Genomic DNA, 24,542 nt, shown 5'->3' on the forward strand with positions numbered 1-24,542 from the left:
GCGGGTCCTGGGGCTTCGTCCCTACGGGAAGGCGGGGGTGCGGCCCGTCAGCGGTTGAGGACCGCCTCGACCTTGGCGGCCACCCGCTCGGCCTGGATGTCACGGCCCTTCTCGTTGGGGTGGGCGTACCAGGGAATCCAGTTTTCTTCACCGAAGGCGAGCTTGGAGTTCTCCAGCAGGCCGCCGATGCCCCGGTCGGCGCCGTCGCACGCCGTGTTGCTTCCGGTGTTGGCGTAGAGGTCCACGAAGTCGGCACCGCTGTCCGCGGCGACCTTCTTCATGACGTCGTCCAGCCGCTTCTGCGCCTGGTCCAGGACCGGCAGCGCGTCCTGCGGGATGTCGGCGAACGGCAGTTCCGTCTGGCCGGGGGCCGCGGTCAGGCACTTCGTCGTGTCCGCGGGCACGAGCCTCGGGTAGCCGACCAGGACACGCTCGGCTTCCGGGGAGAAGTAGCTCATGCGATCGAGCATCTCCTCCAGATCCACTTCGGCCTGCTCGACCCGGTAGTCCAGCCACGCCTTTCCGTCTTCCGACGTGAAGAAGTCCTTGCACTCGCCGGCCGGCTTGTCCCCCGATGTCCGATGGTCACTGGGTGTGACGGCGGTGATCAGGGTGTCGGCCGCGCGGGCGACGGCGACGTGCTGATGACCCGTACGGCTCCGCGCGGCGTCAGGCTCTCGCGTTCCGCCGGGCTCGCCGTCCAGCACTGCTCCACCGCCGCCTCCCAGAGGTACCCGCTGGGCCGCACGAGCGTCAGCGAGTTCCCGTGCACGCCGAGCACTTGGCCGCTGAGCGCCCGCTGCGCGTCCGTCACGACGTCCCCCACCCGGTACCTCACCCGACACCCGGCCTGACCGCCGCGCGCAGCAGCGCGGTGAGCCGCTTGGCCGCGCCGATGCCGACGACCCCGAGCCCGTACCGGTGGACATCGCCACCGGGCCCGCGCGTCACGTCCCGGTAGAGCCCGTTCGTGGGGAGGCCGGCGGTGTCCATGGCGGCCTTGAGGTCGAGGTAGACGCGGGCGGCTTCGGGCTCGGAGACGGGGCGGAGTGGGGGAGCGTTCGGGGGTGTGCGCATGGTGGGCTCTCTTTCTGATGGATCTCCACCGGGATGCCTCGACGATGACGCCGACACCCCTACTCTCGCCAGGAGTTGGGTTTCCCCAGGGGATCAGGAAACGAGGCATATGCCAGCCCAGAGCGAAATCGACCCGAGCGAGAGCCTGGAGAGCTTCATCGCCGACATGATCCGGGACGCTCGCAAACGCCGTGAGTGGCGGCAGCAGGACCTTGCCGCCAAGGTGTTCAGCAGTACGACCCGGATCTCCGAGATCGAGAACGGGGACCCCCCGGACCTCAAACTCGGGCGGCAATTGGATCAGGTGCTTGAGCTCGGTGGGGCGTTGGTCAATCTGCTGGTCATTCGAGACCGTACGGCCTTCCGTGACTACGCGCAGGGGTTCCTGCGAGACCAGGCGCGGGCGCGGACCATACACGAGTTCTCGCTCGTCGTTCCCGGCCTGCTGCAGACGCCGGAGTATGCGCGAGCGATCATGCAGCAGGCGGATCCCGGTGGCAGCAACGACATCGACGGGGCTGTGCGTCGACGTGCCGAGCGGCAGGCCGTGTTCGACGGCCCGCATCCTCCGTGGTTCTGGGTGGTTCTCGACGAGAACGCGCTGTCGAAGGTGATCGGGTCGAAGCAGGTGATGCGCGGGCAGATCGAGCGATTGCTCGAAGCCGTCGAGAGGCCGTTCATCAACGTCCAGATCCTGGAGGCGGACCGTGCCGGCATCTCGGGATCGGTGAGTCTCCTCACCCTCCCGTCCGGCGAGCGCACCGCTTACACGGAGGGCTTCAGTACCGGTCGCTACATGGTTGAACCGGCTGACGTCGACCGCTTCCAGCGGATCTATGATCGGCTCCACGCCGACGCCCTCGGGACCGTTGAGTCAGAAGAGATCATCCGCGAAGCACTGGGGAAGCACGATGACTGAGCCCAACTGGCACAAGAGTACGTACAGCGGCGACAACGACAACTGCATCGAGGTCGCCGACGATGTCCCCAGCATCGTCCGCGTGCGCGACACCAAGGACCACACCAAGGGCGAGCTCACCGCCACCCCCGCCGCCTGGTCCGCGTTCACGCGGTTCGTGAGGTCGCGCGCGATCTGACCTCGCCGGCGAGCCCGCCCTCGGCCCCTGCCTGTCTCGGCGGGGGCCGTTGTCGTCAGACGAGGGCGGCGACCAGGAAGGTGAAGGCGGCGACGATGACGGCGACGCGGGCGTAGTGGTAGCGGTCCCAGCGGTTCATCTGCTCCTTCCAGTCCGCGGGGCGGTTCTCGGGGGTCCAGGTCTTGCCCTGGTTGTTGATCGGGACGAGGAGGACGAGCGACATGATCACGCTGACGACGAGGAGTACGGCGGCGGTGACGACGCGGCCGGTGCCGGGCTCGTCCCATGCGGCGAAGGCCCAGACGCCGCTGAGGACGAGCGAGGTGATGTACCAGACGGGCATCAGGGCGCCGAGCATGCGGCCGCCGTGGGACCGGGCCTGCTGGTCGGCGTCTTCGGGGAGTGCGCCGAAGATGCGGTTCATGACGAAGGCGACGGAGAACTCGACTCCGACCATCAGGCCGACGGTGACGGTGGTGAAGACCTGGAGTGCGTTGAGCATGGTGACGACCCCTCCTGGGATCTAGCGCCGCTAGGTGATGAGGCAACGCTAGTACTGCTGCCGCTCGATTGTCTAGCGGTGCTAGGATCGAATCATGTCGGTACAGGAACGCAAGCAGCGTGAACGGGCGGACCGCGAGCGCCTCATCGTGGCGACGGCCCGCGAACTCGCCGAGCAGCAGGGCTGGGACGCGGTCACCACGCGTCGGCTCGCCGAGCGCATCGAGTACAGCCAGCCCGTCCTCTACAGCCACTTCAAGGGCAAACGGGAGATCATCGGCGCCGTCGCCCTCGAAGGCGCCGCCGAGATGGCCACCGCGGTGCGCGCCGCGGCCGCCGGCGCGGACGGACCGCGCGCCCGCGTCGCCGCCCTCGCCCACGCCTACCTGGACTTCGCCGAGCGCAACCCGGCGGTCTACGACGCCATGTTCCAGCTCGACGGCGGCCTCGCGTTCGCGCGGGAGGACACCCCGGAGGCGTTGAAGGACGCCTTCGCCGCCCTCCTGGAGACCCTCGCCGAGGTCGCGGGGGACGGCGTCCAACCGGGACTGTTCACGGAGACGTTCTGGGCGGCCCTGCACGGACTGGCCACCCTGACCCGCGCGGGACGGCTGCCGGCGGAGTACGCCCAGGTGAGGGTGGAGCTGCTGGTGGACCGGCTGGCCGTGGTCTGACGCACCGCCCTGGTGGACACACCGCCCTGGTGGACACACCGCCGTGGTGGACACACCGCCGTGGCGGATACGCGGACACGCGGACACGCGGCCGGAGGGGTCGGCGCCGCGGGGGCTCGCTCGTTCGGGGGCTGTTGTCGTGCGGGGGTGGGGGGTGGCTGTTGTGCTGGTCGGGACCCCCACCCCGGACGTACAGGAGCACGAGCATGGAGCTGAAGAAGGGCGTCGTCGTCACCGTGGAGATTCCCGGTGGGACGTTGGAGCAGTACGAGAAGACGACGCGGCTGATCCAGGGGGCGGAGTGGTTTCCGCCGGAGGGGTTCATCGCGCATTCCTCGGGGCCGGACGGGACCGGGGGGTGGCGGGTCGTGGACTTCTTCGACACGGAGGACCACTTCCGGGCGTTCATGGAGAAGGCCAGGCCGTTCTTCGAGCAGACGGGGATGCCGCCGGTCATGCCGACCGTGCGGGACGCCGTGAACGTGATCTCGTGGAAGGACCGCGACTGAAAATGCTTTGCGGGGCGGGGCGCGGGACGCCACGCTCTCGGGCATGACCAGTCATCCTTCCCGCCCCGTCGCGGACCTCTTCTCCGCCGACGGGCGCCTCAAGGCGATCCCGCGCAAGCCCGCACGCCGTGAGGCGCTGCTGGCGCACCTTGCCGCGACGCTCTTCGAGCCGGACCGGACGTACCGTGAGCGCGAGGTCAACGAGGCGCTGAGCACGGTGCACGAGGACTTCTCGGCGTTGCGCCGGTATCTGGTGATCGGCGGGTTCCTGGCCCGCACGAAGGACGGGGCGGACTACCGCCGACAGCAGCAGCCCGGCTCCCCCGGAGGCGCGATCCCCGCCGTCGCGTGATGGGCGGGGCGGTGGTGGCCGGTCTGCTGGCCGGCTACGGCATCGCGATTCCGGTGGGCGCGGTCGGCGCCCATCTGGTGGCGGTCGCGGCGCGCTCCCCGTGGCGTACGGGCGCGGGCGCGGCCCTGGGCATCGCCGCGGCGGACGGGCTGTACGCACTGCTCGCCGTGCTCGGCGGGGCGGCGCTCGTCCCGGTGATCACTCCCGTGACGACCCCGCTGCGGTGGGTCTCGGCCGTGGTGCTCGTCGGGCTCGCGGTACGGGCGACGTGGACGGCCGTACGGGCGTACCGGGCGCGCTCGGTACCGACACGGGACGGGGCGGACACCCCGCTCACCCCGGTCCGGGCCTTCCTCGCCTTCCTCGGTATCACGGTCCTCAACCCGATGACCGTGATCTACTTCGCCGCCCTCATCCTCGCCCGAGGCCCCTCGGCCGCCTCGACCGTCATCGAAGACGCCGTCTTCGTCGCCGCCGCCCTGCTGGCCTCGGTCAGCTGGCAGCTGCTGCTCTCGACGGGCGGCACGCTCCTCGGCCGGGTCCTGACGGCCCCCCGGGGCCGCCTCGTGACGGCCCTGGCGTCGAGCACGCTGATCGCGGTGCTGGCGGTGGGTCTGGTGGTGTGACGGCACTGGGTGGTGTGACGGCGTCGGCGCCCGGGAGCCGTGGCCCCCGGGCGTCGACGCCTGACCGTCAGTACCACCCGGTCATGGAGGCGTCGCCGCCGTCCTGGGTCTCGGCCGCGCGGGCCGTGATGCCGGCGTCGTTGACCATGCGGGTCCAGCCGCCGCCCCAGGGGCTGACCGTCGCCAGGTACTGGTCGTAGTTGGTGTTGACGACCGTGATGTACGACGTGTGGGACCCGTTGTTCTGCTTCCGGGCCCAGGCGGCACGGCAGGTGGGGCTGTAGCGCAGCTCGATGCCGGTGGAGCCGGTGGAGACGGTCCGGGCGTCGTTCTGGCAGATGGTGGTGCTGGGGTCCAGACCGTTGCAGCTGGTCGCGTAGCAGCTCGTCGCCGCCGACGCGGGGGAGGCGACACCCACGAGGCCGGAGGCGGCAAGGGCGACCGCCCCGCCGAGCGTGGCGAACTTCCTCGTCGTCGAACGCACGGTTGTCTCTCTTTCGTGTGGAGCGGATGACTCAGTAGCGGGTCGGGACGTAGTAGTCGCAGCCGGTCCCGTTGCCGCCGTAGGTGGCGATGATCAGTGCGGTGCCGGTCGTCGGGCCGACGATGCCGTCCACGTCGAGGTGCTCCGACTGCTGGTAGGCCTTGATCGCGCCGGCGGTGTCCGGGCCGAAGATGCCGTCCTCGGCGACCTGGTGGTAATTGGTCTGCATGTAAAGGCTGTTGATCAGGTGCTGGACGCAGCGCACGCCGTTGTACGTGTTCGTCTGGCCGTATCCGATCCACGGCGCGGACGGGTTGGCCTGAGCGGGTGCGGCCCACGCCGCCACGGCGAGCGCGGTGCTCGCGGCGACGAATCCGAGCCGGACCATCGGCGTCTTGAAGTTCACGTGAGAATCCTCGTTTTCCGAAGCAGCGTCGGCGTGGTGGCTGCCCTGGATCCCCGTACCGGGGCAGCCGGGGGGCATCGGTGGAGTGCTAGTTGCTGGGGATGTAGTAGTCGCAGCCCCGGGTGCTGCTGTCCTCGCTCCAGTAGTCGGTGATGCTGAGGAGGGCGTCGCCCGTATTCGGCCCGACGATGCCGTCCACGGGAAGGTGCTTCCACTTCTGGAAGGCCCTGATGGCGCCGTCGGTGTCCGGGCCGAAGACGCCGTCCTCGGCGATGGGGTGGTAATTGGTCTGCCACCAGACGTCGTTGAAGATGTCCTGGAAGCACGCCACCCCTATCCGGTCGTTCGGCTGCCCGTAGCCGATCCACGCGGCCCAGGGGTGGGCCTGGGCGGGAGCGGCCCACGCGCCCAGGGCGAGAGCAGCGCTCGCGGCGACGAATCCGAGCCGGGTCATCGGTGTCTTGAACTTCACGGGTGGAGCCTCGATTCCTGAAGAGTGTCGGCGTGCCGGCCGCTCCGCACCCCCGTACCGGAGCAACCGCCCTCAGCCTCCCGCTTCCCTCCAACAACCCACCAACAGACGATCAACGCCGGTGTCCCGGCGTCCCGGAGCGCTCCTGCTCTTCCAGGAAGCCGAAGTCGAGGAAGTCCTCGGCGTTCTCCTGGAGCCACCGCAGTGCGCGGGCGCGGTCGTCCGCGCTGATCGACGCCGCGATGGCCAGCGCGCGATTGATCGTGTCCCGCTTGGTCCGGGTGCCCAGCTGCTGCTGCGCGAGGGCGAGCATGTCGTCGTCGATGTCGACCAGGGTCTTGGACATCAGGGCGGGCCTCCAGCAGGTCGTACCTATCGATCTGTGGAGTATGTAGCGCGCGTCCTCGTTCCGCGTCGTGTGCCGCTCAGCGTCTTCTCGGGATGTCTCAAGGCCTGGAAGTGGGTTGCTCGTGGCCGGGAGTAGGCGTCAGGCTCCTGCGCTGATCGTTCGGAAGTGGTTCGGGCGGCGTGGGACGTACGGGGGACTGTGATGGAGCGGGAGTTGGGGGCGGGGTTGCGGCAGCGGCATCTGGCGATGATCGCGTTGGGTGGGGCGATCGGGGCGGGGCTGTTCGTGGGCTCGGGGTTCGGGATCGCGGCCGCGGGGCCGGGGATTCTGGTGGCGTACGCGCTGGCCGGGGTGCTGACGGTGCTGGTGATGCGGATGCTGGGGGAGATGTCGGCGGCGCGGCCGGTGACGGGGGCGTTCGCGGAGCACGCGCGGCGGGCGTTCGGGCCGTGGGCCGGGCTGTTGGCCGGGTGGATGTACTGGGCGCTGCTCGTGGTGAGCGTCGCGGCGGAGGCCGTGGGGGCGGCGCACATCGTGGCCGGGTGGGTGCCGGGGGTGCCCGGGTGGGCGTGGGTGGCGGTGTTCATGAGCGGGTTCACCGTGAGCAACCTGGCCGGGGTGCGGAACTTCGGGGAGATGGAGTTCTGGTTCGCGGGGCTGAAGATCGCCGCGATCGGCGGGTTCCTCGTCCTCGGGGTCGTCGTGGTCGCGGGACTGCTGCCCGGTCACCCGTCGCCCGGCGTCGGTCATCTCACCGGTGACGGCGGGTTCCTGCCGCACGGGTGGCACGGGGTGGCCGTCGGGATGGTCGCGGCGGTGTTCGCCTTCGGCGGCCTGGAGACCGTGACGATCGCGGCGGCCGAGTCCGACGACCCGGTCCGCGCGGTGCGGGCGGGCGTGCGGGCGGTCATGTGGCGGGTCGCGGTCTGCTACCTCGGCTCGATGGCGGTGATCGTCACCCTCGTCCCGTGGAACGCGCCCGGCGTGGCCGACGGCCCGTACGCCGCCGTGATGGACAGCATCGGCGTCCCCGGCGCCGCCGACGTCATGAAGGCCGTGGTGCTCGTGGCGCTCCTGTCGGCGATGAACGCCAACATCTACGGTTCCTCGCGCATGCTGTACGCCCTGGTCGGGCGCGGTGACGCGCCCCGCGCCGTGGGCCGGCTGCGTACCGGCGTGCCCTACGCGGCCGTCCTGGCCTCCGCGGCCTTCGGCTTCGTGTCGGTCGTCCTCAGCCTGCTCTGGCCGCAGACGGTCTTCCCGTTCCTGCTCAACTCGATCGGGGCCGCGATCCTGCTCGTCTGGGCCCTGATCGCCGCGTCGCACCTACGCCTGCACGGGCCTTCCGTCCCGTCCTTCCTCGCCCTCGCGGGCATCGGCGCGGTGCTGCTCTTCATGCTCGGCGACGCCGCCAGCCGCACCCAGCTCCTGACGACCGGCGGCTGGGCGGCCGCCCTGCTGGCCTGGGCGTGGATCAGGAACCTCAGGAACGCGCGTACCGGGCCAGGAACAGATCCACTCCCGAGCTGATCACCCGCGTCAGCTCCGCGTCGTCGATCTCGGCGTCGGGCGAGAACGTGCGGACGAGCTGCGGCACGCCCAGCGTCGCCGCCACCAGCTGCTGCACGGCGAGCGCCGGGTCGGGCGCGTCGAGTGCGCCGCGCGCGTTCAGCTCGGTGAACGCCTCGACGAGCGGGCCGTTGTTCATGTCGTAGCTCACCCGGTACCAGAGCTGGCCGAGCTGCGGGAAGCGGTCTATCTCGCCGATCACGAGCCGGCGCAGCGACATGATGTCCGGGCGCAGCAGGATCCGCGCCCAGTCGGTCGTCAGGCGGATGAGGGCCGCCCGCAGGTCGGGCGCCTCGGCGATGGTCGAGTTCGACGGCTCCAGATCCGCGTACGTCTTCGGCAGGACACCGCCGATCACGGCGAGGAACAGGCGCTCCTTGCTGCCGAAGTGCTTGTAGATCGTCGCCTTCGAGACGCCCGAGCCGCGGGTGATCGCGTCCATGGACGCCGCCGAGTAGCCCTCCGCGAGGAACTCGGCGAGCGCCGCGTCGATGATCGACTGACGCTTGCGCGAGGCCGCGTCTGCGGGGTCCGGGATGATCGGGATGCCGTACTCGTCGATGGCGTCCTGGGTCTCGGCTCCGGCTCCCATGGGGTGTCCTTACGAGGGGTGATGGGGAACCGCCAGTATATGAACTGAACGGTTTGGTCTGCAAAGCTCACCGGCCGTTCACCGGTCGCTGATCGGTTCGCTCACGACGTGGGCATTGCCAGGGCCGCCAGCGCCGGGCCCGCGGCCACGCCGATCAGGAACGCCAGGTTGAAGAGACTGATCGCGAGGCCGTGGCGGGCCGGCGGAAGGCCGCCCGTCGCCGCGCCGGTGAGGAGCCCCTGGCCGGCGGCGGTGACGAGGGAGCTGGCCCCCGAGCCGACGAGCACGGCGGCCGGCCAGGGCGCGGTCACGGCGAGCACCAGCGCCGTGGGCGCGCCCACCGCCAGGACCACGCGCACCCGGGGCGCTCCCAGGACCAGCGCCGACCGGATCAGCAGCCACGACAGCAGGGCCCCGGCCAGCGCCGCCAGCGAGGCGGCCGCGCCCGTCTGCACGGAAGTCCAGCCGGTGAGGGCGGCGACGCGGCGCGGAGCCGCGTACATCAGGGCGAAGTTGACCGTGGAGACGGCCAGCATGAGACCGGCGGCGGCTCGGAAGCGGGGGTTGCCGAGGATGTCGAGGGGGAGGGGGCCGGGGGTCGCCGTTGGAGTGGGGGAGGTCCTCGGTGTGGGAGGGGGAGTCGGGGTGGGGGTCGGGATGGGGCGGGATTCCTGGCTCTGTTCGGTCCGGCGGAGGGTCGGGAGGAGGGCGAGGAGGCTGAGGAGGGGGAGGACCAGGGCGGCGCGCCAGCCGAGCGCGCCGGCGACGGCCGCGCCGGCGAAGAGGCCGGCGGTGCCGCCGGCGGCGCTGCCTATGGCGACCAGCCCGGGGGTGCGGCCGGTGGAGTCGCGGCCGGCGAGTTGGAAGGCGGCGACGTTCAGGCCGGCCGCGCCCGCCGCTTCGAGGGCGCGCCCGGCGAGGGCGAGGGGCAGGGCGGAGGCGACGAGGACGAGCAGGGCGCCGAGGACGACGAGGACGGCGCCGGCCCGGATGACACCGGCGGGGCCGTACCGCCGGCCGGCCGTCGCCGACAGGAGCGGGGTCCCGGCCGCCATGCCGAGCCCGTACGCCGTCATCAGCCAGGCCGCCGACGCCGGGGAGACGGCCAGTTCGGCCGCCGCCTCCGGCAGGGCGAGGCTCGGGCCGGACACGCCCATCGCGGCCGGTGCGGCCAGCGCGGCGAGGAGCAGTCCGGTCCTGATCCCGCCGCGCGCGGCAGCGGTACGCGTGGGCGTCGACAGCGCGGTCATGCCGGCATCCGCCCCATCAGACCGCTCCTGAAGTCCAGCTCCGCCTGGCGGAGTTCGACGGCGGTGTTCATCACGAACGGGCCGCTGCGGGCGACCGGTTCGCCGATCGGCTCACCGGCGAGGACGAGCACTTCGACCGCGACGGCGGCGGCCCCGCCCTGCCCGCCCGGGCCCGCCTCGCCCGGACCCGCCTCGCCCGGGCGCGCCTCGCCCGGGCCCGCCGTGTGCGAGCCCGCCGTGAGCGGTCCCGCCTCGCTCGGGGCCGTCCCGCCCGGCCCTGCCTCGCCCCGGCCCGCCTCCACGGTGAAGCGCTCGCCGTCCCGGGCCAGGACCGCGAGGTGGCCGTCGGGGAGGGGTTCGCCGGCGACGCGGGCCGCGCCCCGGAGGACGTACACCATCGCGTTGTGCCCGGCGGGGACGGTGAACTCGGCGCGGCCGCCCGGTGCGAGCCGTGCGTGGACGACGAGGAGCGGCGTACGGGTCTCGAAGGGGCCCGTGACGCCGTGGCTGGTGCCGGCGAGGACGGTCAGGGCGGCGCCGTCCGGGGTGACGGCGACGGGGAGGTCGGCGGCCTCGGCGTTCTGGCTGTGCGGCGGTACGGCCTTGAGGCGGGCGGGCAGGTTCACCCAGATCTGCAGCATGTGCTGCCGGCCGCCCGCGGCGAGGAACTCCTCGGTGGGCAGGGCCTCGTGGACGATGCCGGACCCCGCGGAGAGCCACTGGACGCCGCCGGAGCGTATGACGGCGCGGTGGCCGCGGGAGTCGGCGTTCGCGACGGCGCCGTCGATCACGTACTGGATCGTCTCGAAGCCGCGGTGGGGGTGCGGGGGCGCGCCCTTCGCCTCGCCGGGGCCGAGGTCCAGCGGACCGACCTGATCGACCATCAGGAAGGGGTCGACGAAGGGGAGGTCCTCGGTGGGGAAGGGGCGGCGGACGGGGAATCCCGCGCCTTCGCGGGTGAGGAGGGGGCGGGTGACGCGGGCGACGGTCCGCGTGCGGGAGGAGGGGGCGGTGCTGGCAGGCGTGGCGGCGGCGGGCGCGGGGTCGATCACGGGAGAGGCCATGCCTCGAATGAACTACACCATTCAGTTCACTGTCAAGACTGAACTGTTCGGTTGACAGACTGAACTGACCTGTTTAGTTTCATGGCTGTCGAGCCCGGCACCCGCCGGCTCACCCGACGAACTGGGGGGTTCCCATGTCCGCGTCCACGATCCTCGCCCTCTCCGGCTCGCTCCGCGCCGACTCGCACAACACGCAACTGCTGCGCGCCGCCCAGAAGTTCAATCCCGGCAAGCACGAGATCGAGATCTACGACGGCCTGCGCGACCTCCCGCCGTACGACCTCGACATCGACACCCCCGAGCTGCGCCCGGCCGCCGTCAACGAGCTCCGCCGCCGCGTCGGCGAAGCCGCCGGACTGCTCATCGCCACCCCGGAGTTCAACTACTCCATCCCTGGCGTCCTCAAGAACGCCCTCGACTGGCTGAGCACCGACTGGACCCGCACCGAGGGCCTGCCCCTCCGCCGCAAGCCCACCGCGATCCTCGGCGCCGGCCCCGGCGCGTTCGGTACCGTCCGCGCCCAGCTCGCCCTCCGCCAGATCCTCGTCTGCACGGACAACGACGTCGTCGTGAAGCCCGAGGTCCACGTCTTCCGCTCCCACGAGCGCTTCGACACCGACGGCAACCTCACCGACGGCCTCACCATCGAGCTCCTCCAGGACCTCCTGTCCGCACTCCAGACCAAGATCGACACGACGGCGGCCGGGGCATGACGCTTCCCGAGCGCGTGTCGGAGGCAGGGACCGGGGCCGGGACCGGGACAGGGGCCGGGACAGGGGCCGGGGCAGGGCTCGCGCCCGCGACCGTGACGTACGTGGGGACGGCGACGGTGCTCCTCCGGCTCGGCGGCCTCACCGTCCTCACCGACCCCGCCTTCGACCCGGCTCCCGCCGAGTACCCGGGGGCCCGGCCCCTCCGCCGCACCGCCGGGCCCGCCCTCGCCGCCGACCGGCTGCCGCCCGTCGACCTGGTCCTGCTCTCCCACGACCAGCACGCCGACAAACTCGACCACACCGGCCGGGAGGTCCTCGGCCGGGCGGCGACGGTCCTCACCACCCCCGAGGCCGCTCAACGTCTCGGCGACGACGGCCTGACGAAGGGCCGGATCGAGGGCCTCGCACCCTGGGAGAGCCGGGAGATCACCGCCGGCGGCACCACGGTCACGGTGACGGCCACGCCCGCCCGCCACGGACCGGCGGGCACCGAGCACGTCACCGGACCCGTCACCGGCTTCGTCGTCGAGTACGACGGCGGGACCCTCTACGTCTCCGGCGACACCGTCCGCCACGACGCCCTCGACGAGATCGGCGCCCGCTTCGCCGTCGACACGGCCTTCCTCCACCTCGGCGACGCCCACTTCCCCAGCACCGGCGACCGCGCCTTCTCCCTGAGCGCCCACGAAGGCGCCGCCCTCGCCCGCACCCTCGGCGCCCGCACCGTCGTCCCCCTCCACTTCGACTCCTGGGACCACCTCGCCGAAGACCCCGCCCGCATCACCGAGGCCTTCGCCGCCCCCGACCTGACGGGCCGCCTCCGCACCCTCCGTCCGGGCGTAGCCGAGCCGCTCTGAGACACGTCCGGCCTTCCCTGTCGCGTACGGGGGAGGCCGGGCGTCTTTCAGAGGGTGCGGCGGCGGGAGGCGGTGGTGAGGGCGAGGCCGGCGGTGAGGGTGCCGGCGAGGGCCAGGGCGGCGCCGGCGGCGAGGACGCCGCGGTGGGAGCGCCAGGAGAGCACGGACCACGTGGAGGTGGCGGAGAGCAGGGAGCCGGCGCTGGCCCAGGAGCCGACGGAGCCGATGGAGAGGGCGGAACCGACGGAGCCGACGGACAGGAAGGAACCGACGGACCCGATGGAGAGCGTCGAGCCGACCGAGCCGACGGACAGGAACGAGTCCCGGGACCAGAGGGACAGGGACGAGGGGCATCGCTGAGTGGTCATGCGGCGATCCTAGGCAGGGCCGGGGCGCCGACGCGGGGTATCGGGGCCGCGTCGCCGGGGCCGCGCCGCGGGGCGCGCCGCCGCCGCGGGAGCGCCGGGGTCGGGAGGGCGCCCGGGCCGGGAGGGCGCCCGGGCGGGTGGGTGATCGGGTTTCGGGGCGGCCGATGAGTTCGGGCGGGTTCGGGAGTCAGCCCTGGAGTCCCCGGAGAGTCGTCACGGGGGAGGCGCCGACGGCGCGGTATCACCGTGGTCGGGAGTCCAGGAGGAGGACGTACGTGGAGCAGTTGCTGAGGGTCATGAACTTCAACGTGTCGAGCGACGGGTTCGGGGCGGGGGTGGGGCAGAGCCTGGAGCGGCCGTTCGGGCACGCGGAGCCCGGGGAGATGTTCGCGTGGGCCGGGGCGACGGCGAGCTGGCCGATGCGGACGGAGGCCGGGGGGAGCCGGGGGCTCGACGACTACTTCACGCGGGACTTCGCGCGGAACATCGGCGCGGAGATCATGGGGCGGAACAAGTTCGGGCCGCAGCGGGGGCCGTGGACGGACCACGAGTGGAAGGGGTGGTGGGGGGACGAGCCGCCGTTCCGGACGCCGGTGTTCGTCATGACCCACCACCTGCGGCCGTCGTTCACGCTGTCGGACACGACGTTCCACTTCGTGGACGAGGAGCCGGTGAAGGTGCTCGCGATGGCGCGGGAGGCGGCGCAGGGGAAGGACGTCCGGCTGGGCGGCGGAGCGACCACGATCAGGGAGTTCCTGGACGCGGACCTCGTGGACACGCTCCACGTGGCGGTGTCGCCGGTGGAGCTCGGGTCCGGGGCGCGGTTGTGGGAGTCCCCGGACGAGCTGTTCGACCGCTTCGAGCACGAAGCCGTGCCCAGCCCCACCGGCGCGGTGACGCACCACCTGTTCTGGCGGTGAACCGGCCGGGGTGAGCGCCGGCGGCTCCGGCGGTGCCGTAGGACCGGGGTAGGTCGGTGCCGCCGGGCCGGGGTCACTCGGCCGTCGGGCCGGGGTCAGCCGTCGGTCGCGTCGGGCAGCAGGGGGGACAGCGGGCGTTCGAAGAAGGTCTCGAGGACCACCGTGGCCTGGGTGCCGCTGACGCCTTCGATGGCGTAGATGCGGCGGAGGACGTCCTGGAGGTGTTCGGTGGTGGTGGTCCTGACCTTGACGAGGACGGAGGCGCTGCCGGCGATGACGTGGGCTTCGAGGATCTCGGGGAGGGCGGCGAAGGCGTCGGCCGAGTCGCCCATCCAGGAGGTGGAGTCGACCATCACGTAGGAGAGGACGGCGCTGCCGACGGCGGCGGGGTCGACCTCGGCGGCGGTGCGGCGGATGGCGCCGCGCTCGCGGAGTTTGCGAACGCGCTCGTGGGCGGCGCCGGCGGAGAGGCCGACGGCCTGGCCCAGGGCGGCGTAGGACTGGGTGGCGTCCTGCTGGAGTCGGGCCAGTAGGACGCGGTCGATGTGATCCACAACTCTCCGTTCGGCGTCTTCTTGTGAGGACCGTAGCTCATCCTGCAATCTTCGCTGTGAGCGGGATGAGGTTCGGTCCGTGAGGGATGGCGGCTGATCGGTGGAGGGGAAGAGTTCATGAGCGGCGAACGCCCTGGGCTGTACGAGATGTTCGACGACCGGTTCCGCAGTGGGCGCTGCATGAACGGGGACGAGGCGCTGGAGGTCCTGTACACGGGCTGCCGTTGGGCGGAGGGGCCGGTCTACGTGCCCGCGTGGCGGCAGCTGGTGTGGAGCGACATCCCCAACGACCGGATGCTGCGCTGGGACGAGGAGACCGGCGCGGTCGGGGTGTTCCGTCGCGGCGCCGGGCACACGAACGGCAACACCCTGGACCGGCAGGGCCGGTTGGTCACCTGCGAGCAGGGCAACCGGCGGGTGACGCGCACGGAGCACGACGGCACGGTGACCGTGCTCGCGGACCGGTGGGACGGGAAGCGGCTGAACAGCCCGAACGACGCGGCGGTGAAGTCGGACGGGTCGATCTGGTTCTCCGACCCGGACTTCGGCATCACGAGCGATTACGAGGGGTACCGGGCGGAGAGCGAGATCGGCGCGAACAACGTGTACCGGATCGATCCGGTGACGGGCGAGGTCCGGTTGGTCGCCGACGGGTTCGGGGCGCCGAACGGGCTGGTCTTCTCGCACGACGAGGGGCAGTTGTACGTCTCCGACACCCGGGCCGGGTTCATCCGGGTCTTCGACGTGCGCGAGGACGGGACCCTGTCGGACGGGAAGGTGTTCGCCGAAGCGGCGCGGCGCGAGCACGCGCGCTTCGACAACCTGCGCTTCGACGACGAGGGCCGCCTGTGGGCCGCCGCCATGAACGACGGCGTGCACTGCTACGACCCCGACGGCACCCTCATCGGGAGGCTGCGCGTCCCGGAGGCCGTCGCCAACATCGCGTGGGGTGGCGCGAAGCGCAACCGGCTCTTCATCGCCGCCGAGACCAGCCTCTACTCGGTCGTCATGGCCGTCACCGGCACCCATCCGACGGGCCCGGGCCGCCGACCGTGGCTCGCCCCGACGCCCACCGCGTGACGACCGCCGGCTGACGACCACCGTCTGGCGACCACTGTCTGGCGACCCCGAGAGCGCCGGACTCAACCCCCGACGCGCCCCCGACCACCCCTGAGGCGCCCCCGGGCCACCCCTTGAGGCCCGCGCCCGCCCCTACGGCCGCACGAGCCCCCCGAGCCGGGTCATCGCCTCCTCCAGTTCGCGGCGGGCGCCGAACGGTACGAGGGCGGCGCGGCCGGGGACGCGGACGCCGCCGGTGAGGGCGACGCGGGTGCGGTCGTGGTCCTCGGCCGCCGCGGCCATGCCGATGACGAGGAACCGGCTCTGGAGCCAGCACCAGCCGGGGCGCAGGACGCCGTGGAAGTGGGCGCGGGGGCCGTAGCGGCTGCGGGCGAGGGCTTCGATCCGGTCGCCGTCGGTGCGGAGGACCCTGACCGAGCGCATGTCCGGCTGGAAGCGGCCGAAGGCGCCTTCCAGATCGCCCATGACGCTCCAGACGCGGGGGAATTCGGCAGGGAGGACCCGTTCGGCGACGTGTGCGCCGCGGAGGGCGGCGGCCAGGACGCGGAGCCGCCGCACGTCGTCGATCACGATGTCGGGTGCGTCGTCGGCCGTCATGCGGACCATGCCTTTCGGAAGCTCTGCCGGGCTCGGTGCAGCCGGGACTTGGCGGTGCCGGCGGGGATGCCGAGGGCGGCCGCCGTCGACTCCTCGTCGAGGCCTTCGACGTCGCGGAGGACGAGGACGGCGCGGTGGTGGGGTGAGAGCCGGGCGAGGACGTCGTCGATGTCGCTGGCGAGCTGCGGATCGCCGCGTTCGGGTACGTCGGACAGCTCGGCGGGGCGCGGCCGGGAGGCCCGTATCGCCTCGCGCACGGCGATCGTGCGGACCCAGCCGTACAGCGCCTCGGGGTCACGCAGGGAGCGGAGGCGGGTGAAGACGGCGACCAGGGCCTCCTGGGTGGCGTCCGGGCCGTCGTCGAGGGCGATGGGGCGGCAGACGCGGGCGATGTACGGGGTGAGGTGGTCGAGCAGGTCGTGGAGGGCGAGGGTGTCGCCGCGCCGGGCGGCCCGGGCGAGCGCGACGCCCCGCTCCCGGGCGGGGTCAGCGGCGGAGCTCACGGAGCACCGCCCAGCCGAGCCCCAGGCAGAGGGGCGTGTAGAGGAGGGCGTTCAGCCACGGGAACACCGGGCCGGACCCGTCCTTGCCGAGGATCGTCCAGGCCACGCCGGCGGCTCCGCGCGCGAGGAGCCCGGCGGTGAACGCGGCGGTGATCAGCCGGGGGATCCGGCCGCGGGGGTTCCTGCCGTACGCGTACACCCCGGCGCTCGCGACGCCTTCGAGGGCGGCGAGGGGGAGCACGACGGCCGGGCCGAAGGAGACCGCGCTGCCGAGGACGGCGAGCGAGAGGCCGTGTTCGCTGTGGGCGGGCCAGGTGGCGCCGGTGGCCCAGTACACGTGGACCAGGGCGAGGACGGCGAGCAGTGCCGCGCTCGCCCTGGTCGTCGCGGTCGTTCCGGGCGTGGGCTTCTCTTCCGTGACCGCCGTCGTCGTCGCCATCGCTGTCTCCTCGTCTCCTGCGGGTCGAATGCCGACACCCGGAGGAGGAGGCGGGGAGGCGGGACGTTCCCTGTGTTCCGCGTCACAGGGGGCGGGGGTCGGTCAGTGCTTCCAGAAGTCGAAGCGGCCGCGGTTGTCGTCGTCGGTGTCCTGCTGGTCGGTGGAGATGGTGCGGACGACGTCGCGGAGGGGGCCGTCGAGGTGGTCGGCGAGGGCGCGGGTGGCGAGGTCGAGGTCGTGGACGAGGGGGGTGTACTCGGCGGCGACGGCGCTGCCGACGGAGCCGCTGGCGGCGAGGGCGTCGAGGTCGTAGAGGGCGCGGGCGAGGGCGGTGGTGGTGTCGCCGCGGAGGTGTTCGGCGGCCTTGGCGAGGCCGTCGGCGGCGCGCTTGTGCTCGTCGTGGTCGACGAAGACGTTCCAGTTGCCCGCGTTGGTGCCGGAGACCGGGCCGGCGACGCCGGCTCCCCCTTCGACGCCGGGGGCCAGGGCGCCGGCGACACCGGCGCCCGCGCCGATCCCGCCGGCGATGCCGTTGCCGCTGCCCAGGTCGCCGCCGACGGCGCGGCCGAGGAGGCCGGCGAGGGTGGTGGGGACGGTCTTGAGGGCGACGACGTCCTCGGCGCTGCGGGCCCGGGCCGCGCCCTCGCGGGCGTCGCCGAGCGTCATCGTGACGTTGCCCTCCAGGTCGTCCCTGGCGACGTCGATGTGCCGCTGGAGTCGGGCGTCCGGGGTGGCGGTGCCGACGTCGGGGTTCATGTCGCGGAGGTACGAGACGATGTCCTGGGCGCGGTCCTTGCCGATGACGATGGTGTCGCCGCAGCTCTGGATCTCGCTCGCGATGTCGAGGGCGGCCCTGGTGGTCTGCCCGAAGCAGGCGTGGACGCGGGACCAGTGCTCGCCGAGTGCCTTGAGCGCTTCGCCGCGTCCGCTGGAGATCAGCCGTTCCACGGCCTTCGTCGCGTCGGCCCCGTCGCCCTCCAGGGACGACAGGTAGGTGCGGAGGTGTCCGTCGGCGTCGGACGAGCGGTCCTCGTTCGCCTCGATCCAGGGCAGCGCGTACTGGTCCATCACTGCCCGGTCGCCTTCCATCGGTTCGACTGCCATGAATCCCCCCTGATTCTCCGTCAGTTCAGCGAAACGGTCTCATGGGGTGGGGGTGCGGACAAGGGTCCCCCGGGGCCGTCGGGAGGGCCCGGGGGCGGGAAGCTCCTGCAGATCGCCAAGCGGTCTGTCGGGTCGGCCGGCGGGCGGCGGAGGGCCTCGGCGATTTCGGTGTTGATGTCGCCGAGGATGCGGCGGACCTGGCGTTCGGACACGGCGGCGACGGCGGCCTCCGCGGCGCGGCGCAGGCGTCTGATGATGTCTTCCTTGTGCTGTCCGTAACCGGCCACGACGGGCTCCTCGGTGATCAGGGGTTCACGGGGCGGGGTGTCAGCGGTCGGCGGCCTGGAAGCCGCGCAGCCGGAGGCTGTTGCCGACCACGAAGACCGAGGAGAAGGCCATGGCCGCGCCCGCGATCATCGGGTTGAGCAGGCCGGCCGCGGCGAGCGGCAGGGCGGCCACGTTGTAGGCGAAGGCCCAGAAGAGGTTCGAGCGGATCGTGCCGAGGGTCTTGCGGGAGAGCCGGATGGCGTCGGCCGCGGCCCGCAGGTCCCCGCGGACGAGGGTCAGGTCGCCGGCCTCGATGGCGGCGTCCGTGCCCGTGCCCATCGCCAGGCCCAGGTCGGCCTGGGCGAGCGCGGCGGCGTCGTTCACGCCGTCGCCGACCATGGCGACCGAACGGCCCTCCGCCTGGAGCCTCTTGACGACGTCGACCTTGTCCTGCGGCATGACCTCGGCGATGACCTCGTCGATGCCGACCTCGGCGGCGACGGCCTCGGCGACCGCCTTGTTGTCGCCGGTGAGCAGGATCGGGGTGAGGCCGAGGGCGCGGAGCCGCCTGATGGCCTCCGGGCTGGTCTCCTTGACCGCGTCGGCGACCTCCAGGACCGCGCGGGCCTCGCCGTCCCAGGCCACCGCGATGGCGGTCCGGCCGGCCCGCTCGGCGGTGTCCTTGGCGGTCTTGAGCTCTGCCGGGAGGGCCATGGCCCAGTCGTCGAGCAGCTTCTCGCGGCCGACGAGGACGGCGTGGCCGTCGACGACGCCCTGGACGCCGAGACCGGGGATGTTGGCGAAGTCCTCGGGGGTGGGCAGGGTGCCGACCTCGGCGGCGGCGCCGGTGGCGACGGCCTGGGCGATGGGGTGCTCGGAGGAGTGCTCCAGGGCGCCGGCCAGGCGCAGGACGTCGGTCTCGGAGGTGCCGTCGGCGGTGTGGACCTTGAGGAGGGTCATCCGGCCGGTGGTGACGGTGCCGGTCTTGTCGAGGACGATCGTGTCGACCTTGCGGGTGGTCTCCAGGACCTCGGGGCCCTTGATCAGGATGCCGAGCTGGGCGCCGCGGCCGGTGCCGACCATGAGGGCGGTCGGGGTGGCGAGGCCGAGGGCGCAGGGGCAGGCGATGATCAGGACGGCGACGGCCGCGGTGAAGGCGGCGGTCAGGCCCTGGCCGGTGCCGAGCCAGAAGCCGAGGGTGCCGAGCGCGAGCGCGATGACCACGGGCACGAAGACGGCGGAGATCCGGTCGGCGAGCCGCTGGGCGGCGGCCTTGCCGTTCTGGGCGTCCTCGACGAGCTTCGCCATCCGGGCGAGCTGGGTGTCGGAGCCGACGCGGGTGGCCTCGACGACCAGGCGGCCGCCGGCGTTCAGGGTGGCGCCCGTGACCGGGTCGCCGACGGAGACCTCGACCGGGACGGACTCGCCGGTGAGCATGGAGGCGTCCACGGCGGAGGAGCCCTCGACGACGGTGCCGTCGGTGGCGATCTTCTCGCCCGGGCGGACCAGGAACCGGTCCCCGACCTGGAGTTCGGCGGTCGGTACGGTGACCTCGCTGCCGTTCCTGAGGACCGTCACCTCCTTCGCGCCCAGCTGCATCAGGGCCTTCAGGGCGGCGCCCGCCTTGCGCTTCGAGCGGGCCTCGAAGTACCGGCCGGCCAGGATGAAGGCGGTGACGCCGGCGGCGGCCTCCAGGTAGATGTTCCCGGCGCCGTCGGTGCGGGCGATGGTGAACTCGAAGGGGTGCGTCATGCCGGGGGTGCCGGCCGTACCGAAGAACAGCGCCCACAGCGACCACAGGAACGCGGCGATCGTGCCCACCGAGATCAGGGTGTCCATGGTGGCCGCGCCGTGCTTGGCGTTGGTCCAGGCGGCCTTGTGGAACGGCCAGGCGGCGTAGACGACGACCGGCGCGGCGAGCGTGAGGCTCAGCCACTGCCAGTACTCGATCTGGAGGGCCGGGACCATCGCCATCGCGATGACGGGCACGGCGAGCGTGACGGCGGTGACCAGGCGCTGCCTGAGGGGCCGCAGCTCCTCGTCGGCCTTCTCCTCGTCGGTGGGGCCGTCGGGGGCTCCGGCGGCCGCCGGCCGCTCGGGCTCCGGCTCCTTGGCGCTGTAGCCGGTGGCCTCGACGGTCGCGATCAGGTCGGCGACGTCGACGTCGGCGTCGAAGGTGACCCTGGCCTTCTCGGTGGCGTAGTTGACGGTGGCCTCGACCCCGTCCATGCGGTTGAGCTTCTTCTCGATCCGGGCCGCGCACGAGGCGCAGGTCATGCCGCCGATGGCGAGCTCGACCTGGGCGGTGCCCGGAGTGGTCGTGGTCATTTCCTGCTCCTCGGTGTAGCGGGATCGGGGGCCGGGGCCCGGGCGTGGCGGGCGGGCCCCGGCGGCCGGGGTGGTGCGGGCGGTCGTCCGCCGGCCGGGCGGACCGTCGGGTACCCGGGACGGGGGACGCCGGTGGGCGTCGGTCTGCCCGGCGGCGGATCAGGCCCGGCCGGTCAGCTCGTAGCCCGCGTCGTCGACGGCCGCGGTGATCGCGGCGTCGTCGGGCTCGCCGCCGGTGGTCACGGTCACCAGGCCGCCGTCGACGTCGACGTCGACGGAGATGACGCCGTCGAGCGCGCCGACGGACTTGGTGATCGCGGTCCTGCAGTGGCCACAGGTCATGCCGGAGACGGCGTAGACGGTGGCGGTGCTGTCGGCGACCGCGACGGCGGCGGTCTCCGTGGTGGAGCAGCTGTTGTCGGGGGTGCAGCAGGAGCCCATGGCTTCCTCCTCGGTCGATTCCACTTTCACCGATACCCTTGGGGGGTATCCGGTCGTGAGTCCATGTATACCCCCCTGTGGTATCCGATCGCAAGCAGATCCCCGACTTGACTCGATACCCCCCAGGGGTATGGTGAAGGGCATCGAAGGGGGGCACGCCGTGTCTCACCCCCGCCCCCTCACGCCCACTCACGCACGGGAGAGCAGTCATGAACACCGGAGTGAAGATCACTGCCTTTGCCGCCGCGCTCGCCGCGACCTTCGGGACCGCGTACGGGGTCGGCAAGGGGGTCGGGCCCGTCGACGAGCCGACGAAGGCCGGGCACGGCGAGCACGCCGCCGCGCCCGCGCCCTCCGAGAACCCGGCGGCCGGCGGGCACGCCGGCCACGAGGAGGGCGCCACCGCCGGCACCTCCGCCGCAGACCTCCCCGGCGGCCTCCAGATCTCCCAGGACGGCTACACGCTCGCCCTGGAGACGTCCACGCCCGCCGCCGGCAAGAGCGTCCTCAAGTTCTCGATCAAGGACGCGGCCGGCCGGAAGGTCACCGCCTTCACCACCGAGCACGGCAAGGAACTGCACTTCATCGTCGCCTCGCGCGACCTCGACACCTTCCGCCACCTGCACCCGGTCAAGGCCGCCGACGGCACCTGGTCGGTCGACGCGGACCTCCCCGCCGCCGGCGGCTACAAGGCCTTCGCCGACTTCAAGCCCGCCGGACCCGGCGCCAAGGGCGTCACCCTCGGCGCCGACCTCGCCGTCCCGGGCGCGTACGCCCCCAAGCCGCTCCCCGCCGTCGCCCCGACCGCGACCGTCGACGGCTACCAGGTCCGCCTCGGCGGCACCCTCGACCCGGGCAAGGCCGGCGAGCTCCGGCTCACCGTCACCAAGGCCGGAAAGCCGGTCACCGACCTGGAGCCCTACCTCGGGGCGTACGGACACCTCGTCGCCCTCCGCGACGGCGACCTCGCCTACCTCCACGTACACCCGAACGAGGGCGGCCCCGGCCCGGACGTCTCCTTCACGGCGACGGCGCCCAGCGCCGGCACGTACCGTCTCTTCCTGGACTTCCAGCACCAGGGCAAGGTGCGCACGGCCGCCTTCACGGTCACCACGGGGAGCGGCAAGGCCACCGTTCCCGCAGCTGGTGAGACCACGCACGGTGCGGGAGGCCACGCGCACGGCTAGTCTGGTCATTGGACTAGACCTGTAAGCGTCATTCGTGGAGGAATGGGCTCGATGAGCAACCGTGCAGTCCTTGAGGTGATCGCCCTCGACGAGGAAGACGCGGTCGCCGCCCAGACCGGTGGCGCCGACCGCCTCGAACTCGTCACCGACATGGCGGCGGACGGCCTCACCCCGTCCACGGCGGCCTTCGGCGCCATCCGCGCCGCCGTGGACATCCCGCTGCGCGTGATGCTCCGCCTCACCGACGGCTTCGCCGCCGGCGACGTCGACGCCCTGGCCGGGCGGGCGCAGGAACTGCGCGCCGCCGGCGCCGACGAGTTCGTCCTCGGCTTCCTCACCCCCGACGGCGAGCCCGACCTGGTCGCCGTCGAGCGGCTCATCGCCGTCCTCGACGGATGCCGCTGGACCTTCCACCGCGCCATCGACCGCGCCGCCGACCGCGACGGCCTCCGCAAGCGGCTCGCCGACCTCCCCGGCCTCGACACCTACCTCACCGCCGGCTCCGCCACCGGCGTCGACGACGGCCTCACCACCCTCAAGGCCGAGGCCGCCCGCACCGGCGAACCCGGCTACGAACCCCGCATCCTCGTCGGCGGCGGCCTCCGCCTCGACCACCTCCCCACCCTCCGCACCGCCGGCCTCACCGCCTTCCACATCGGCGGCGCCGCCCGCCCCCACGGCTGGACCGCCCCCGTCTCCCCCACCGCCGTCCGCACCTGGCGCGAGGCGATCGACGCGTAGGGGCCGTCCGTCGGATCGCGCCGGGGCCGTACGGGCTCCGGTCGCGAGCGGCCCTCCCCGCAGACGGGAAAACACTTCGCCGGGCGAGTGGGGCGGCCGTTAGCCTCCGGCCATGGCAGCCACCAATATGCAACCCGACGAACTCGACATCGACGCCGCACTCGTCGAACGGCTCGTCGCCGGGCGGTTTCCCGCGTGGGCGGGGCTGGCGGTGAGGGCGGTGGAGTCCGCGGGGACGGACAACGCGATGTTCAGGCTCGGGGACGAGCTCGTGGTGCGGCTGCCGAGGGTGCCGTACGCGGCGCGGCAGGTGGAGAAGGAGCAGCGGTGGTTGCCGCTGCTCGCGCCGCACCTACCGCTGGAGGTGCCGGTTCCGGTGGGGCGGGCGGAGGAGGGGGCGGAGTTTCCGCTGCCGTGGTCCGTGTACCGCTGGCTGGACGGCGGCGACGCGTTCGACGCGCCGATCGCCGATCTGGGGCACGCGGCGGTGGAGTTGGGCCGATTCGGGAAGGCGCTGCGGGGTGTCGACGCGCGTGGGGGGCCGGCGTCGTTCCGGGGCGGGCCGGTCACCGAGTGGGAGGGCGGCCATCTGCCGGGGGCCGTCCGCGCGCTGGCGGCCGAGGGCGTCGTGAACGCCGAACTGGCCATCGCCGCCTGGGAGTCGGTGCTGCGACTTCCGCAGTGGGAGGGGCCGCCGGTCTGGGTGCACGCCGACCTGCTGCCCGGCAACCTCCTCACCCGCGACGGGCGGCTCAGCGCCGTCATCGACTTCGGCGGGCTGGGCGTCGGCGACCCGGCCTGCGACATGATGCCCGCGTGGAGCCTGCTGACCGCCGGGACACGGGAGGCGTTCCGTGAGGAGTCCGGCGCCGACGACGCGACCTGGGCGCGCGGGCGGGGCTGGGCCCTGGCCTGGGGCCTTGTGACCGAGGACTACTACCGGGTCACGAACCCGGTCCTGGCGGAGGTCGCCCGCCGGACGCGCACGGAGGCGCTCGCGGAGTTCGCCGAGTTCCCGGAGTTCGCCGAGTTCACGGAGTTCGCCGAGTTCACGGACGGGGTCTGACGCGGGACCTGGGTCTCCCCGGGGCGGACGCGGTCCGGCGGACATGGCGAAGGCCCGTCGCTGCCGTCGGGGGACGGCGGTGACGGGCCTTCGTGGGGTGGACCCGGAGGGTCCTGCTCGGGTGCTGCGTGCGGTGCGTGCGGTGCGTGCGGTGTGTTCGGTGCCTTTGGGCTCAAGGGCCCGTGTCCTCACGGGACTTACTTGGGGTCGCGGTCGAACTGCGCCTTCGACCAGAGGTAGCCGAGGACGGTGAGGGCGAGGCACCAGGCGACGGCGATCCAGCCGTTGTTGCCGATCTCGGTGCCGAGGAGGAGGCCGCGGAGGGTCTCGATGGCGGGGGTGAAGGGCTGGTACT

Annotated in this window: 34 protein-coding genes and 1 pseudogene; 14 read left to right on the top strand and 21 right to left on the bottom strand. The window is 72.6% G+C overall.

What is annotated here, in order from left to right:
* Window positions 1-47 precede the first annotated feature (47 nt).
* From MRBLMG1_RS26210 to MRBLMG1_RS26220, 3 genes are all read right to left on the bottom strand, one after another.
* A complete protein-coding gene (locus tag MRBLMG1_RS26210; RefSeq protein WP_367826575.1) occupies window positions 48-458 on the bottom strand; it encodes a hypothetical protein in 411 nt (136 codons plus the stop codon).
* A gap of 149 nt (window positions 459-607) precedes the next feature.
* Window positions 608-814, bottom strand: a complete 207-nt coding sequence (locus MRBLMG1_RS26215) for a hypothetical protein (RefSeq protein WP_367826576.1) — start codon at window positions 812-814, stop codon at window positions 608-610.
* Between the two features lie 20 nt (window positions 815-834).
* Complete coding sequence (locus MRBLMG1_RS26220; protein WP_367826577.1) at window positions 835-1,077, bottom strand: hypothetical protein; 243 nt, start codon at window positions 1,075-1,077, stop codon at window positions 835-837.
* Between the two features lie 109 nt (window positions 1,078-1,186).
* On the opposite strand from MRBLMG1_RS26220, the gene MRBLMG1_RS26225 reads away from it, so the two are divergent.
* Together MRBLMG1_RS26225 and MRBLMG1_RS26230 are read left to right on the top strand one after the other, a co-directional pair.
* A complete protein-coding gene (locus MRBLMG1_RS26225) occupies window positions 1,187-1,996 on the top strand; it encodes a helix-turn-helix domain-containing protein (protein ID WP_367826578.1) in 810 nt (269 codons plus the stop codon).
* Window positions 1,989-2,174 carry a DUF397 domain-containing protein gene (locus MRBLMG1_RS26230; RefSeq protein ID WP_367826579.1) on the top strand — a complete coding sequence of 62 codons (186 nt, stop codon included), beginning with the start codon at window positions 1,989-1,991 and terminating at the stop codon, window positions 2,172-2,174. Before MRBLMG1_RS26225 ends, MRBLMG1_RS26230 begins: the two co-directional genes overlap by 8 nt.
* Before the next feature lie 55 nt (window positions 2,175-2,229).
* Here the strand turns inward: MRBLMG1_RS26230 and MRBLMG1_RS26235 are convergent, their stop codons facing one another.
* Window positions 2,230-2,676: an anthrone oxygenase family protein gene (locus MRBLMG1_RS26235; RefSeq protein ID WP_367826580.1), complete on the bottom strand. Its 447-nt coding sequence runs from the start codon at window positions 2,674-2,676 to the stop codon at window positions 2,230-2,232.
* 94 nt (window positions 2,677-2,770) lie between these two features.
* Between MRBLMG1_RS26235 and MRBLMG1_RS26240 the strand changes: the two genes are divergently transcribed.
* The 4 genes from MRBLMG1_RS26240 to MRBLMG1_RS26255 all read left to right on the top strand — a co-directional run bounded on the left by MRBLMG1_RS26240 (window position 2,771) and on the right by MRBLMG1_RS26255 (window position 4,836).
* On the top strand, window positions 2,771-3,349 hold the full coding sequence (locus MRBLMG1_RS26240) for a TetR/AcrR family transcriptional regulator (protein WP_367826581.1): 579 nt from the start codon (window positions 2,771-2,773) through the stop codon (window positions 3,347-3,349).
* Window positions 3,350-3,555: 206 nt separating this feature from the next.
* Window positions 3,556-3,858, top strand: a complete 303-nt coding sequence (locus MRBLMG1_RS26245) for a hypothetical protein (RefSeq protein WP_367826582.1) — start codon at window positions 3,556-3,558, stop codon at window positions 3,856-3,858.
* Between the two features lie 43 nt (window positions 3,859-3,901).
* On the top strand, window positions 3,902-4,210 hold the full coding sequence (locus MRBLMG1_RS26250) for a DUF2087 domain-containing protein (protein WP_367826583.1): 309 nt from the start codon (window positions 3,902-3,904) through the stop codon (window positions 4,208-4,210).
* Window positions 4,210-4,836, top strand: coding sequence for a LysE family transporter (locus tag MRBLMG1_RS26255; protein WP_367826584.1), 627 nt, complete (start codon window positions 4,210-4,212; stop codon window positions 4,834-4,836). Before MRBLMG1_RS26250 ends, MRBLMG1_RS26255 begins: the two co-directional genes overlap by 1 nt.
* A gap of 67 nt (window positions 4,837-4,903) precedes the next feature.
* Here the strand turns inward: MRBLMG1_RS26255 and MRBLMG1_RS26260 are convergent, their stop codons facing one another.
* From MRBLMG1_RS26260 to MRBLMG1_RS26275, 4 genes are all read right to left on the bottom strand, one after another.
* Window positions 4,904-5,320, bottom strand: a complete 417-nt coding sequence (locus MRBLMG1_RS26260; RefSeq protein WP_367826585.1) for a DUF2690 domain-containing protein — start codon at window positions 5,318-5,320, stop codon at window positions 4,904-4,906.
* A 31-nt stretch (window positions 5,321-5,351) separates the two neighbouring features.
* The gene (locus MRBLMG1_RS26265) at window positions 5,352-5,726 is read right to left on the bottom strand and encodes a peptidoglycan-binding domain-containing protein (protein WP_367826586.1); all 375 of its coding nucleotides are present in this window, start codon (window positions 5,724-5,726) and stop codon (window positions 5,352-5,354) included.
* Window positions 5,727-5,814: 88 nt separating this feature from the next.
* Entirely contained in the window at window positions 5,815-6,198 is a 384-nt protein-coding gene (locus tag MRBLMG1_RS26270) for a peptidoglycan-binding domain-containing protein (protein WP_367826587.1), read from the bottom strand.
* Window positions 6,199-6,310: 112 nt separating this feature from the next.
* Window positions 6,311-6,544 carry a type II toxin-antitoxin system VapB family antitoxin gene (locus MRBLMG1_RS26275; RefSeq protein WP_367826588.1) on the bottom strand — a complete coding sequence of 78 codons (234 nt, stop codon included), beginning with the start codon at window positions 6,542-6,544 and terminating at the stop codon, window positions 6,311-6,313.
* 204 nt (window positions 6,545-6,748) lie between these two features.
* On the opposite strand from MRBLMG1_RS26275, the gene MRBLMG1_RS26280 reads away from it, so the two are divergent.
* Complete coding sequence (locus MRBLMG1_RS26280) at window positions 6,749-8,077, top strand: amino acid permease (RefSeq protein ID WP_367826589.1); 1,329 nt, start codon at window positions 6,749-6,751, stop codon at window positions 8,075-8,077.
* On the opposite strand, the gene MRBLMG1_RS26285 is transcribed toward MRBLMG1_RS26280, so the two are convergent.
* The 3 genes from MRBLMG1_RS26285 to MRBLMG1_RS26295 form a co-directional block, all read right to left on the bottom strand.
* Window positions 8,031-8,708: a TetR/AcrR family transcriptional regulator gene (locus MRBLMG1_RS26285; RefSeq protein ID WP_367826590.1), complete on the bottom strand. Its 678-nt coding sequence runs from the start codon at window positions 8,706-8,708 to the stop codon at window positions 8,031-8,033. The two genes, MRBLMG1_RS26280 and MRBLMG1_RS26285, sit on opposite strands and share 47 nt — an antisense overlap.
* A 101-nt stretch (window positions 8,709-8,809) precedes the next feature.
* A complete protein-coding gene (locus MRBLMG1_RS26290) occupies window positions 8,810-9,958 on the bottom strand; it encodes an MFS transporter (protein WP_367826591.1) in 1,149 nt (382 codons plus the stop codon).
* Window positions 9,955-11,022 (bottom strand): pirin family protein, encoded by a 1,068-nt coding sequence (locus MRBLMG1_RS26295; protein WP_367826592.1) that lies wholly within the window; start codon window positions 11,020-11,022, stop codon window positions 9,955-9,957. The genes MRBLMG1_RS26290 and MRBLMG1_RS26295 overlap by 4 nt, the downstream gene beginning before the upstream one ends.
* Window positions 11,023-11,156: 134 nt before the next feature.
* Here MRBLMG1_RS26295 and MRBLMG1_RS26300 point away from each other — a divergent pair, with 134 nt between their 5' ends.
* Window positions 11,157-11,735 (top strand): NADPH-dependent FMN reductase, encoded by a 579-nt coding sequence (locus MRBLMG1_RS26300; RefSeq protein ID WP_367826593.1) that lies wholly within the window; start codon window positions 11,157-11,159, stop codon window positions 11,733-11,735.
* Between the two features lie 101 nt (window positions 11,736-11,836).
* On the top strand, window positions 11,837-12,592 hold the full coding sequence (locus MRBLMG1_RS26305) for an MBL fold metallo-hydrolase (protein ID WP_367826594.1): 756 nt from the start codon (window positions 11,837-11,839) through the stop codon (window positions 12,590-12,592).
* Between the two features lie 47 nt (window positions 12,593-12,639).
* On the opposite strand, the gene MRBLMG1_RS26310 is transcribed toward MRBLMG1_RS26305, so the two are convergent.
* Window positions 12,640-12,960 (bottom strand): hypothetical protein, encoded by a 321-nt coding sequence (locus MRBLMG1_RS26310; protein WP_367826595.1) that lies wholly within the window; start codon window positions 12,958-12,960, stop codon window positions 12,640-12,642.
* Window positions 12,961-13,235: 275 nt separating this feature from the next.
* Here MRBLMG1_RS26310 and MRBLMG1_RS26315 point away from each other — a divergent pair, with 275 nt between their 5' ends.
* Window positions 13,236-13,880 carry a dihydrofolate reductase family protein gene (locus MRBLMG1_RS26315; RefSeq protein WP_367826596.1) on the top strand — a complete coding sequence of 215 codons (645 nt, stop codon included), beginning with the start codon at window positions 13,236-13,238 and terminating at the stop codon, window positions 13,878-13,880.
* A gap of 95 nt (window positions 13,881-13,975) precedes the next feature.
* Here MRBLMG1_RS26315 and MRBLMG1_RS26320 read toward each other — a convergent pair whose 3' ends face one another.
* Window positions 13,976-14,434, bottom strand: coding sequence for an Lrp/AsnC family transcriptional regulator (locus MRBLMG1_RS26320; protein ID WP_367826597.1), 459 nt, complete (start codon window positions 14,432-14,434; stop codon window positions 13,976-13,978).
* A gap of 117 nt (window positions 14,435-14,551) precedes the next feature.
* Here MRBLMG1_RS26320 and MRBLMG1_RS26325 point away from each other — a divergent pair, with 117 nt between their 5' ends.
* Window positions 14,552-15,514: an SMP-30/gluconolactonase/LRE family protein gene (locus tag MRBLMG1_RS26325; protein ID WP_367826598.1), complete on the top strand. Its 963-nt coding sequence runs from the start codon at window positions 14,552-14,554 to the stop codon at window positions 15,512-15,514.
* Between the two features lie 132 nt (window positions 15,515-15,646).
* On the opposite strand, the gene MRBLMG1_RS26330 is transcribed toward MRBLMG1_RS26325, so the two are convergent.
* The 7 genes from MRBLMG1_RS26330 to MRBLMG1_RS26360 all read right to left on the bottom strand — a co-directional run bounded on the left by MRBLMG1_RS26330 (window position 15,647) and on the right by MRBLMG1_RS26360 (window position 21,193).
* Window positions 15,647-16,111 carry a hypothetical protein gene (locus tag MRBLMG1_RS26330; RefSeq protein WP_367826599.1) on the bottom strand — a complete coding sequence of 155 codons (465 nt, stop codon included), beginning with the start codon at window positions 16,109-16,111 and terminating at the stop codon, window positions 15,647-15,649.
* The gene (locus tag MRBLMG1_RS26335) at window positions 16,108-16,614 is read right to left on the bottom strand and encodes an RNA polymerase sigma factor (RefSeq protein ID WP_367826600.1); all 507 of its coding nucleotides are present in this window, start codon (window positions 16,612-16,614) and stop codon (window positions 16,108-16,110) included. The genes MRBLMG1_RS26330 and MRBLMG1_RS26335 overlap by 4 nt, the downstream gene beginning before the upstream one ends.
* Window positions 16,598-17,053: a DUF3995 domain-containing protein gene (locus tag MRBLMG1_RS26340; RefSeq protein WP_367826601.1), complete on the bottom strand. Its 456-nt coding sequence runs from the start codon at window positions 17,051-17,053 to the stop codon at window positions 16,598-16,600. The genes MRBLMG1_RS26335 and MRBLMG1_RS26340 overlap by 17 nt, the downstream gene beginning before the upstream one ends.
* A gap of 102 nt (window positions 17,054-17,155) precedes the next feature.
* A complete protein-coding gene (locus MRBLMG1_RS26345) occupies window positions 17,156-18,157 on the bottom strand; it encodes a hypothetical protein (protein ID WP_367826602.1) in 1,002 nt (333 codons plus the stop codon).
* Window positions 18,158-18,177: 20 nt separating this feature from the next.
* Entirely contained in the window at window positions 18,178-18,444 is a 267-nt protein-coding gene (locus tag MRBLMG1_RS26350; protein ID WP_367826603.1) for a hypothetical protein, read from the bottom strand.
* A gap of 40 nt (window positions 18,445-18,484) precedes the next feature.
* The gene (locus MRBLMG1_RS26355; RefSeq protein ID WP_367826604.1) at window positions 18,485-20,752 is read right to left on the bottom strand and encodes a heavy metal translocating P-type ATPase; all 2,268 of its coding nucleotides are present in this window, start codon (window positions 20,750-20,752) and stop codon (window positions 18,485-18,487) included.
* 159 nt (window positions 20,753-20,911) lie between these two features.
* Complete coding sequence (locus tag MRBLMG1_RS26360) at window positions 20,912-21,193, bottom strand: heavy-metal-associated domain-containing protein (protein WP_367826611.1); 282 nt, start codon at window positions 21,191-21,193, stop codon at window positions 20,912-20,914.
* Between the two features lie 209 nt (window positions 21,194-21,402).
* Between MRBLMG1_RS26360 and MRBLMG1_RS26365 the strand changes: the two genes are divergently transcribed.
* The 3 genes from MRBLMG1_RS26365 to MRBLMG1_RS26375 all read left to right on the top strand — a co-directional run bounded on the left by MRBLMG1_RS26365 (window position 21,403) and on the right by MRBLMG1_RS26375 (window position 24,187).
* On the top strand, window positions 21,403-22,380 hold the full coding sequence (locus MRBLMG1_RS26365) for a hypothetical protein (RefSeq protein ID WP_367826605.1): 978 nt from the start codon (window positions 21,403-21,405) through the stop codon (window positions 22,378-22,380).
* Between the two features lie 51 nt (window positions 22,381-22,431).
* Window positions 22,432-23,121, top strand: coding sequence for a copper homeostasis protein CutC (locus MRBLMG1_RS26370; protein WP_367826606.1), 690 nt, complete (start codon window positions 22,432-22,434; stop codon window positions 23,119-23,121).
* Window positions 23,122-23,233: 112 nt separating this feature from the next.
* On the top strand, window positions 23,234-24,187 hold the full coding sequence (locus MRBLMG1_RS26375; protein WP_367826607.1) for an aminoglycoside phosphotransferase family protein: 954 nt from the start codon (window positions 23,234-23,236) through the stop codon (window positions 24,185-24,187).
* Between the two features lie 197 nt (window positions 24,188-24,384).
* Here the strand turns inward: MRBLMG1_RS26375 and MRBLMG1_RS26380 are convergent.
* Window positions 24,385-24,542 (bottom strand): annotated as a pseudogene (locus MRBLMG1_RS26380) (ABC transporter permease); the annotation flags it as partial.

This window comes from Streptomyces sp. LMG1-1-1.1 (assembly GCF_040815545.1).
In the GTDB taxonomy this organism is placed as follows: domain Bacteria; phylum Actinomycetota; class Actinomycetes; order Streptomycetales; family Streptomycetaceae; genus Streptomyces.

Coding starts and splice junctions, on each gene's coding strand:
- MRBLMG1_RS26210 (WP_367826575.1), bottom strand. CDS start 458: ATGAGCTACTTCTCCCCGGAAGCCGAGCGTGTCCTGGTCGGCTACCCG.
- MRBLMG1_RS26360 (WP_367826611.1), bottom strand. CDS start 21,193: ATGGGCTCCTGCTGCACCCCCGACAACAGCTGCTCCACCACGGAGACC.
- MRBLMG1_RS26310 (WP_367826595.1), bottom strand. CDS start 12,960: ATGACCACTCAGCGATGCCCCTCGTCCCTGTCCCTCTGGTCCCGGGAC.
- MRBLMG1_RS26230 (WP_367826579.1), top strand. CDS start 1,989: ATGACTGAGCCCAACTGGCACAAGAGTACGTACAGCGGCGACAACGAC.
- MRBLMG1_RS26290 (WP_367826591.1), bottom strand. CDS start 9,958: ATGACCGCGCTGTCGACGCCCACGCGTACCGCTGCCGCGCGCGGCGGG.
- MRBLMG1_RS26280 (WP_367826589.1), top strand. CDS start 6,749: ATGGAGCGGGAGTTGGGGGCGGGGTTGCGGCAGCGGCATCTGGCGATG.
- MRBLMG1_RS26250 (WP_367826583.1), top strand. CDS start 3,902: ATGACCAGTCATCCTTCCCGCCCCGTCGCGGACCTCTTCTCCGCCGAC.
- MRBLMG1_RS26340 (WP_367826601.1), bottom strand. CDS start 17,053: ATGGCGACGACGACGGCGGTCACGGAAGAGAAGCCCACGCCCGGAACG.
- MRBLMG1_RS26235 (WP_367826580.1), bottom strand. CDS start 2,676: ATGCTCAACGCACTCCAGGTCTTCACCACCGTCACCGTCGGCCTGATG.
- MRBLMG1_RS26285 (WP_367826590.1), bottom strand. CDS start 8,708: ATGGGAGCCGGAGCCGAGACCCAGGACGCCATCGACGAGTACGGCATC.
- MRBLMG1_RS26330 (WP_367826599.1), bottom strand. CDS start 16,111: ATGACGGCCGACGACGCACCCGACATCGTGATCGACGACGTGCGGCGG.
- MRBLMG1_RS26325 (WP_367826598.1), top strand. CDS start 14,552: ATGAGCGGCGAACGCCCTGGGCTGTACGAGATGTTCGACGACCGGTTC.
- MRBLMG1_RS26370 (WP_367826606.1), top strand. CDS start 22,432: ATGAGCAACCGTGCAGTCCTTGAGGTGATCGCCCTCGACGAGGAAGAC.
- MRBLMG1_RS26300 (WP_367826593.1), top strand. CDS start 11,157: ATGTCCGCGTCCACGATCCTCGCCCTCTCCGGCTCGCTCCGCGCCGAC.
- MRBLMG1_RS26355 (WP_367826604.1), bottom strand. CDS start 20,752: ATGACCACGACCACTCCGGGCACCGCCCAGGTCGAGCTCGCCATCGGC.
- MRBLMG1_RS26225 (WP_367826578.1), top strand. CDS start 1,187: ATGCCAGCCCAGAGCGAAATCGACCCGAGCGAGAGCCTGGAGAGCTTC.
- MRBLMG1_RS26365 (WP_367826605.1), top strand. CDS start 21,403: ATGAACACCGGAGTGAAGATCACTGCCTTTGCCGCCGCGCTCGCCGCG.
- MRBLMG1_RS26240 (WP_367826581.1), top strand. CDS start 2,771: ATGTCGGTACAGGAACGCAAGCAGCGTGAACGGGCGGACCGCGAGCGC.
- MRBLMG1_RS26255 (WP_367826584.1), top strand. CDS start 4,210: ATGGGCGGGGCGGTGGTGGCCGGTCTGCTGGCCGGCTACGGCATCGCG.
- MRBLMG1_RS26275 (WP_367826588.1), bottom strand. CDS start 6,544: ATGTCCAAGACCCTGGTCGACATCGACGACGACATGCTCGCCCTCGCG.
- MRBLMG1_RS26375 (WP_367826607.1), top strand. CDS start 23,234: ATGGCAGCCACCAATATGCAACCCGACGAACTCGACATCGACGCCGCA.
- MRBLMG1_RS26245 (WP_367826582.1), top strand. CDS start 3,556: ATGGAGCTGAAGAAGGGCGTCGTCGTCACCGTGGAGATTCCCGGTGGG.
- MRBLMG1_RS26345 (WP_367826602.1), bottom strand. CDS start 18,157: ATGGCAGTCGAACCGATGGAAGGCGACCGGGCAGTGATGGACCAGTAC.
- MRBLMG1_RS26295 (WP_367826592.1), bottom strand. CDS start 11,022: ATGGCCTCTCCCGTGATCGACCCCGCGCCCGCCGCCGCCACGCCTGCC.
- MRBLMG1_RS26220 (WP_367826577.1), bottom strand. CDS start 1,077: ATGCGCACACCCCCGAACGCTCCCCCACTCCGCCCCGTCTCCGAGCCC.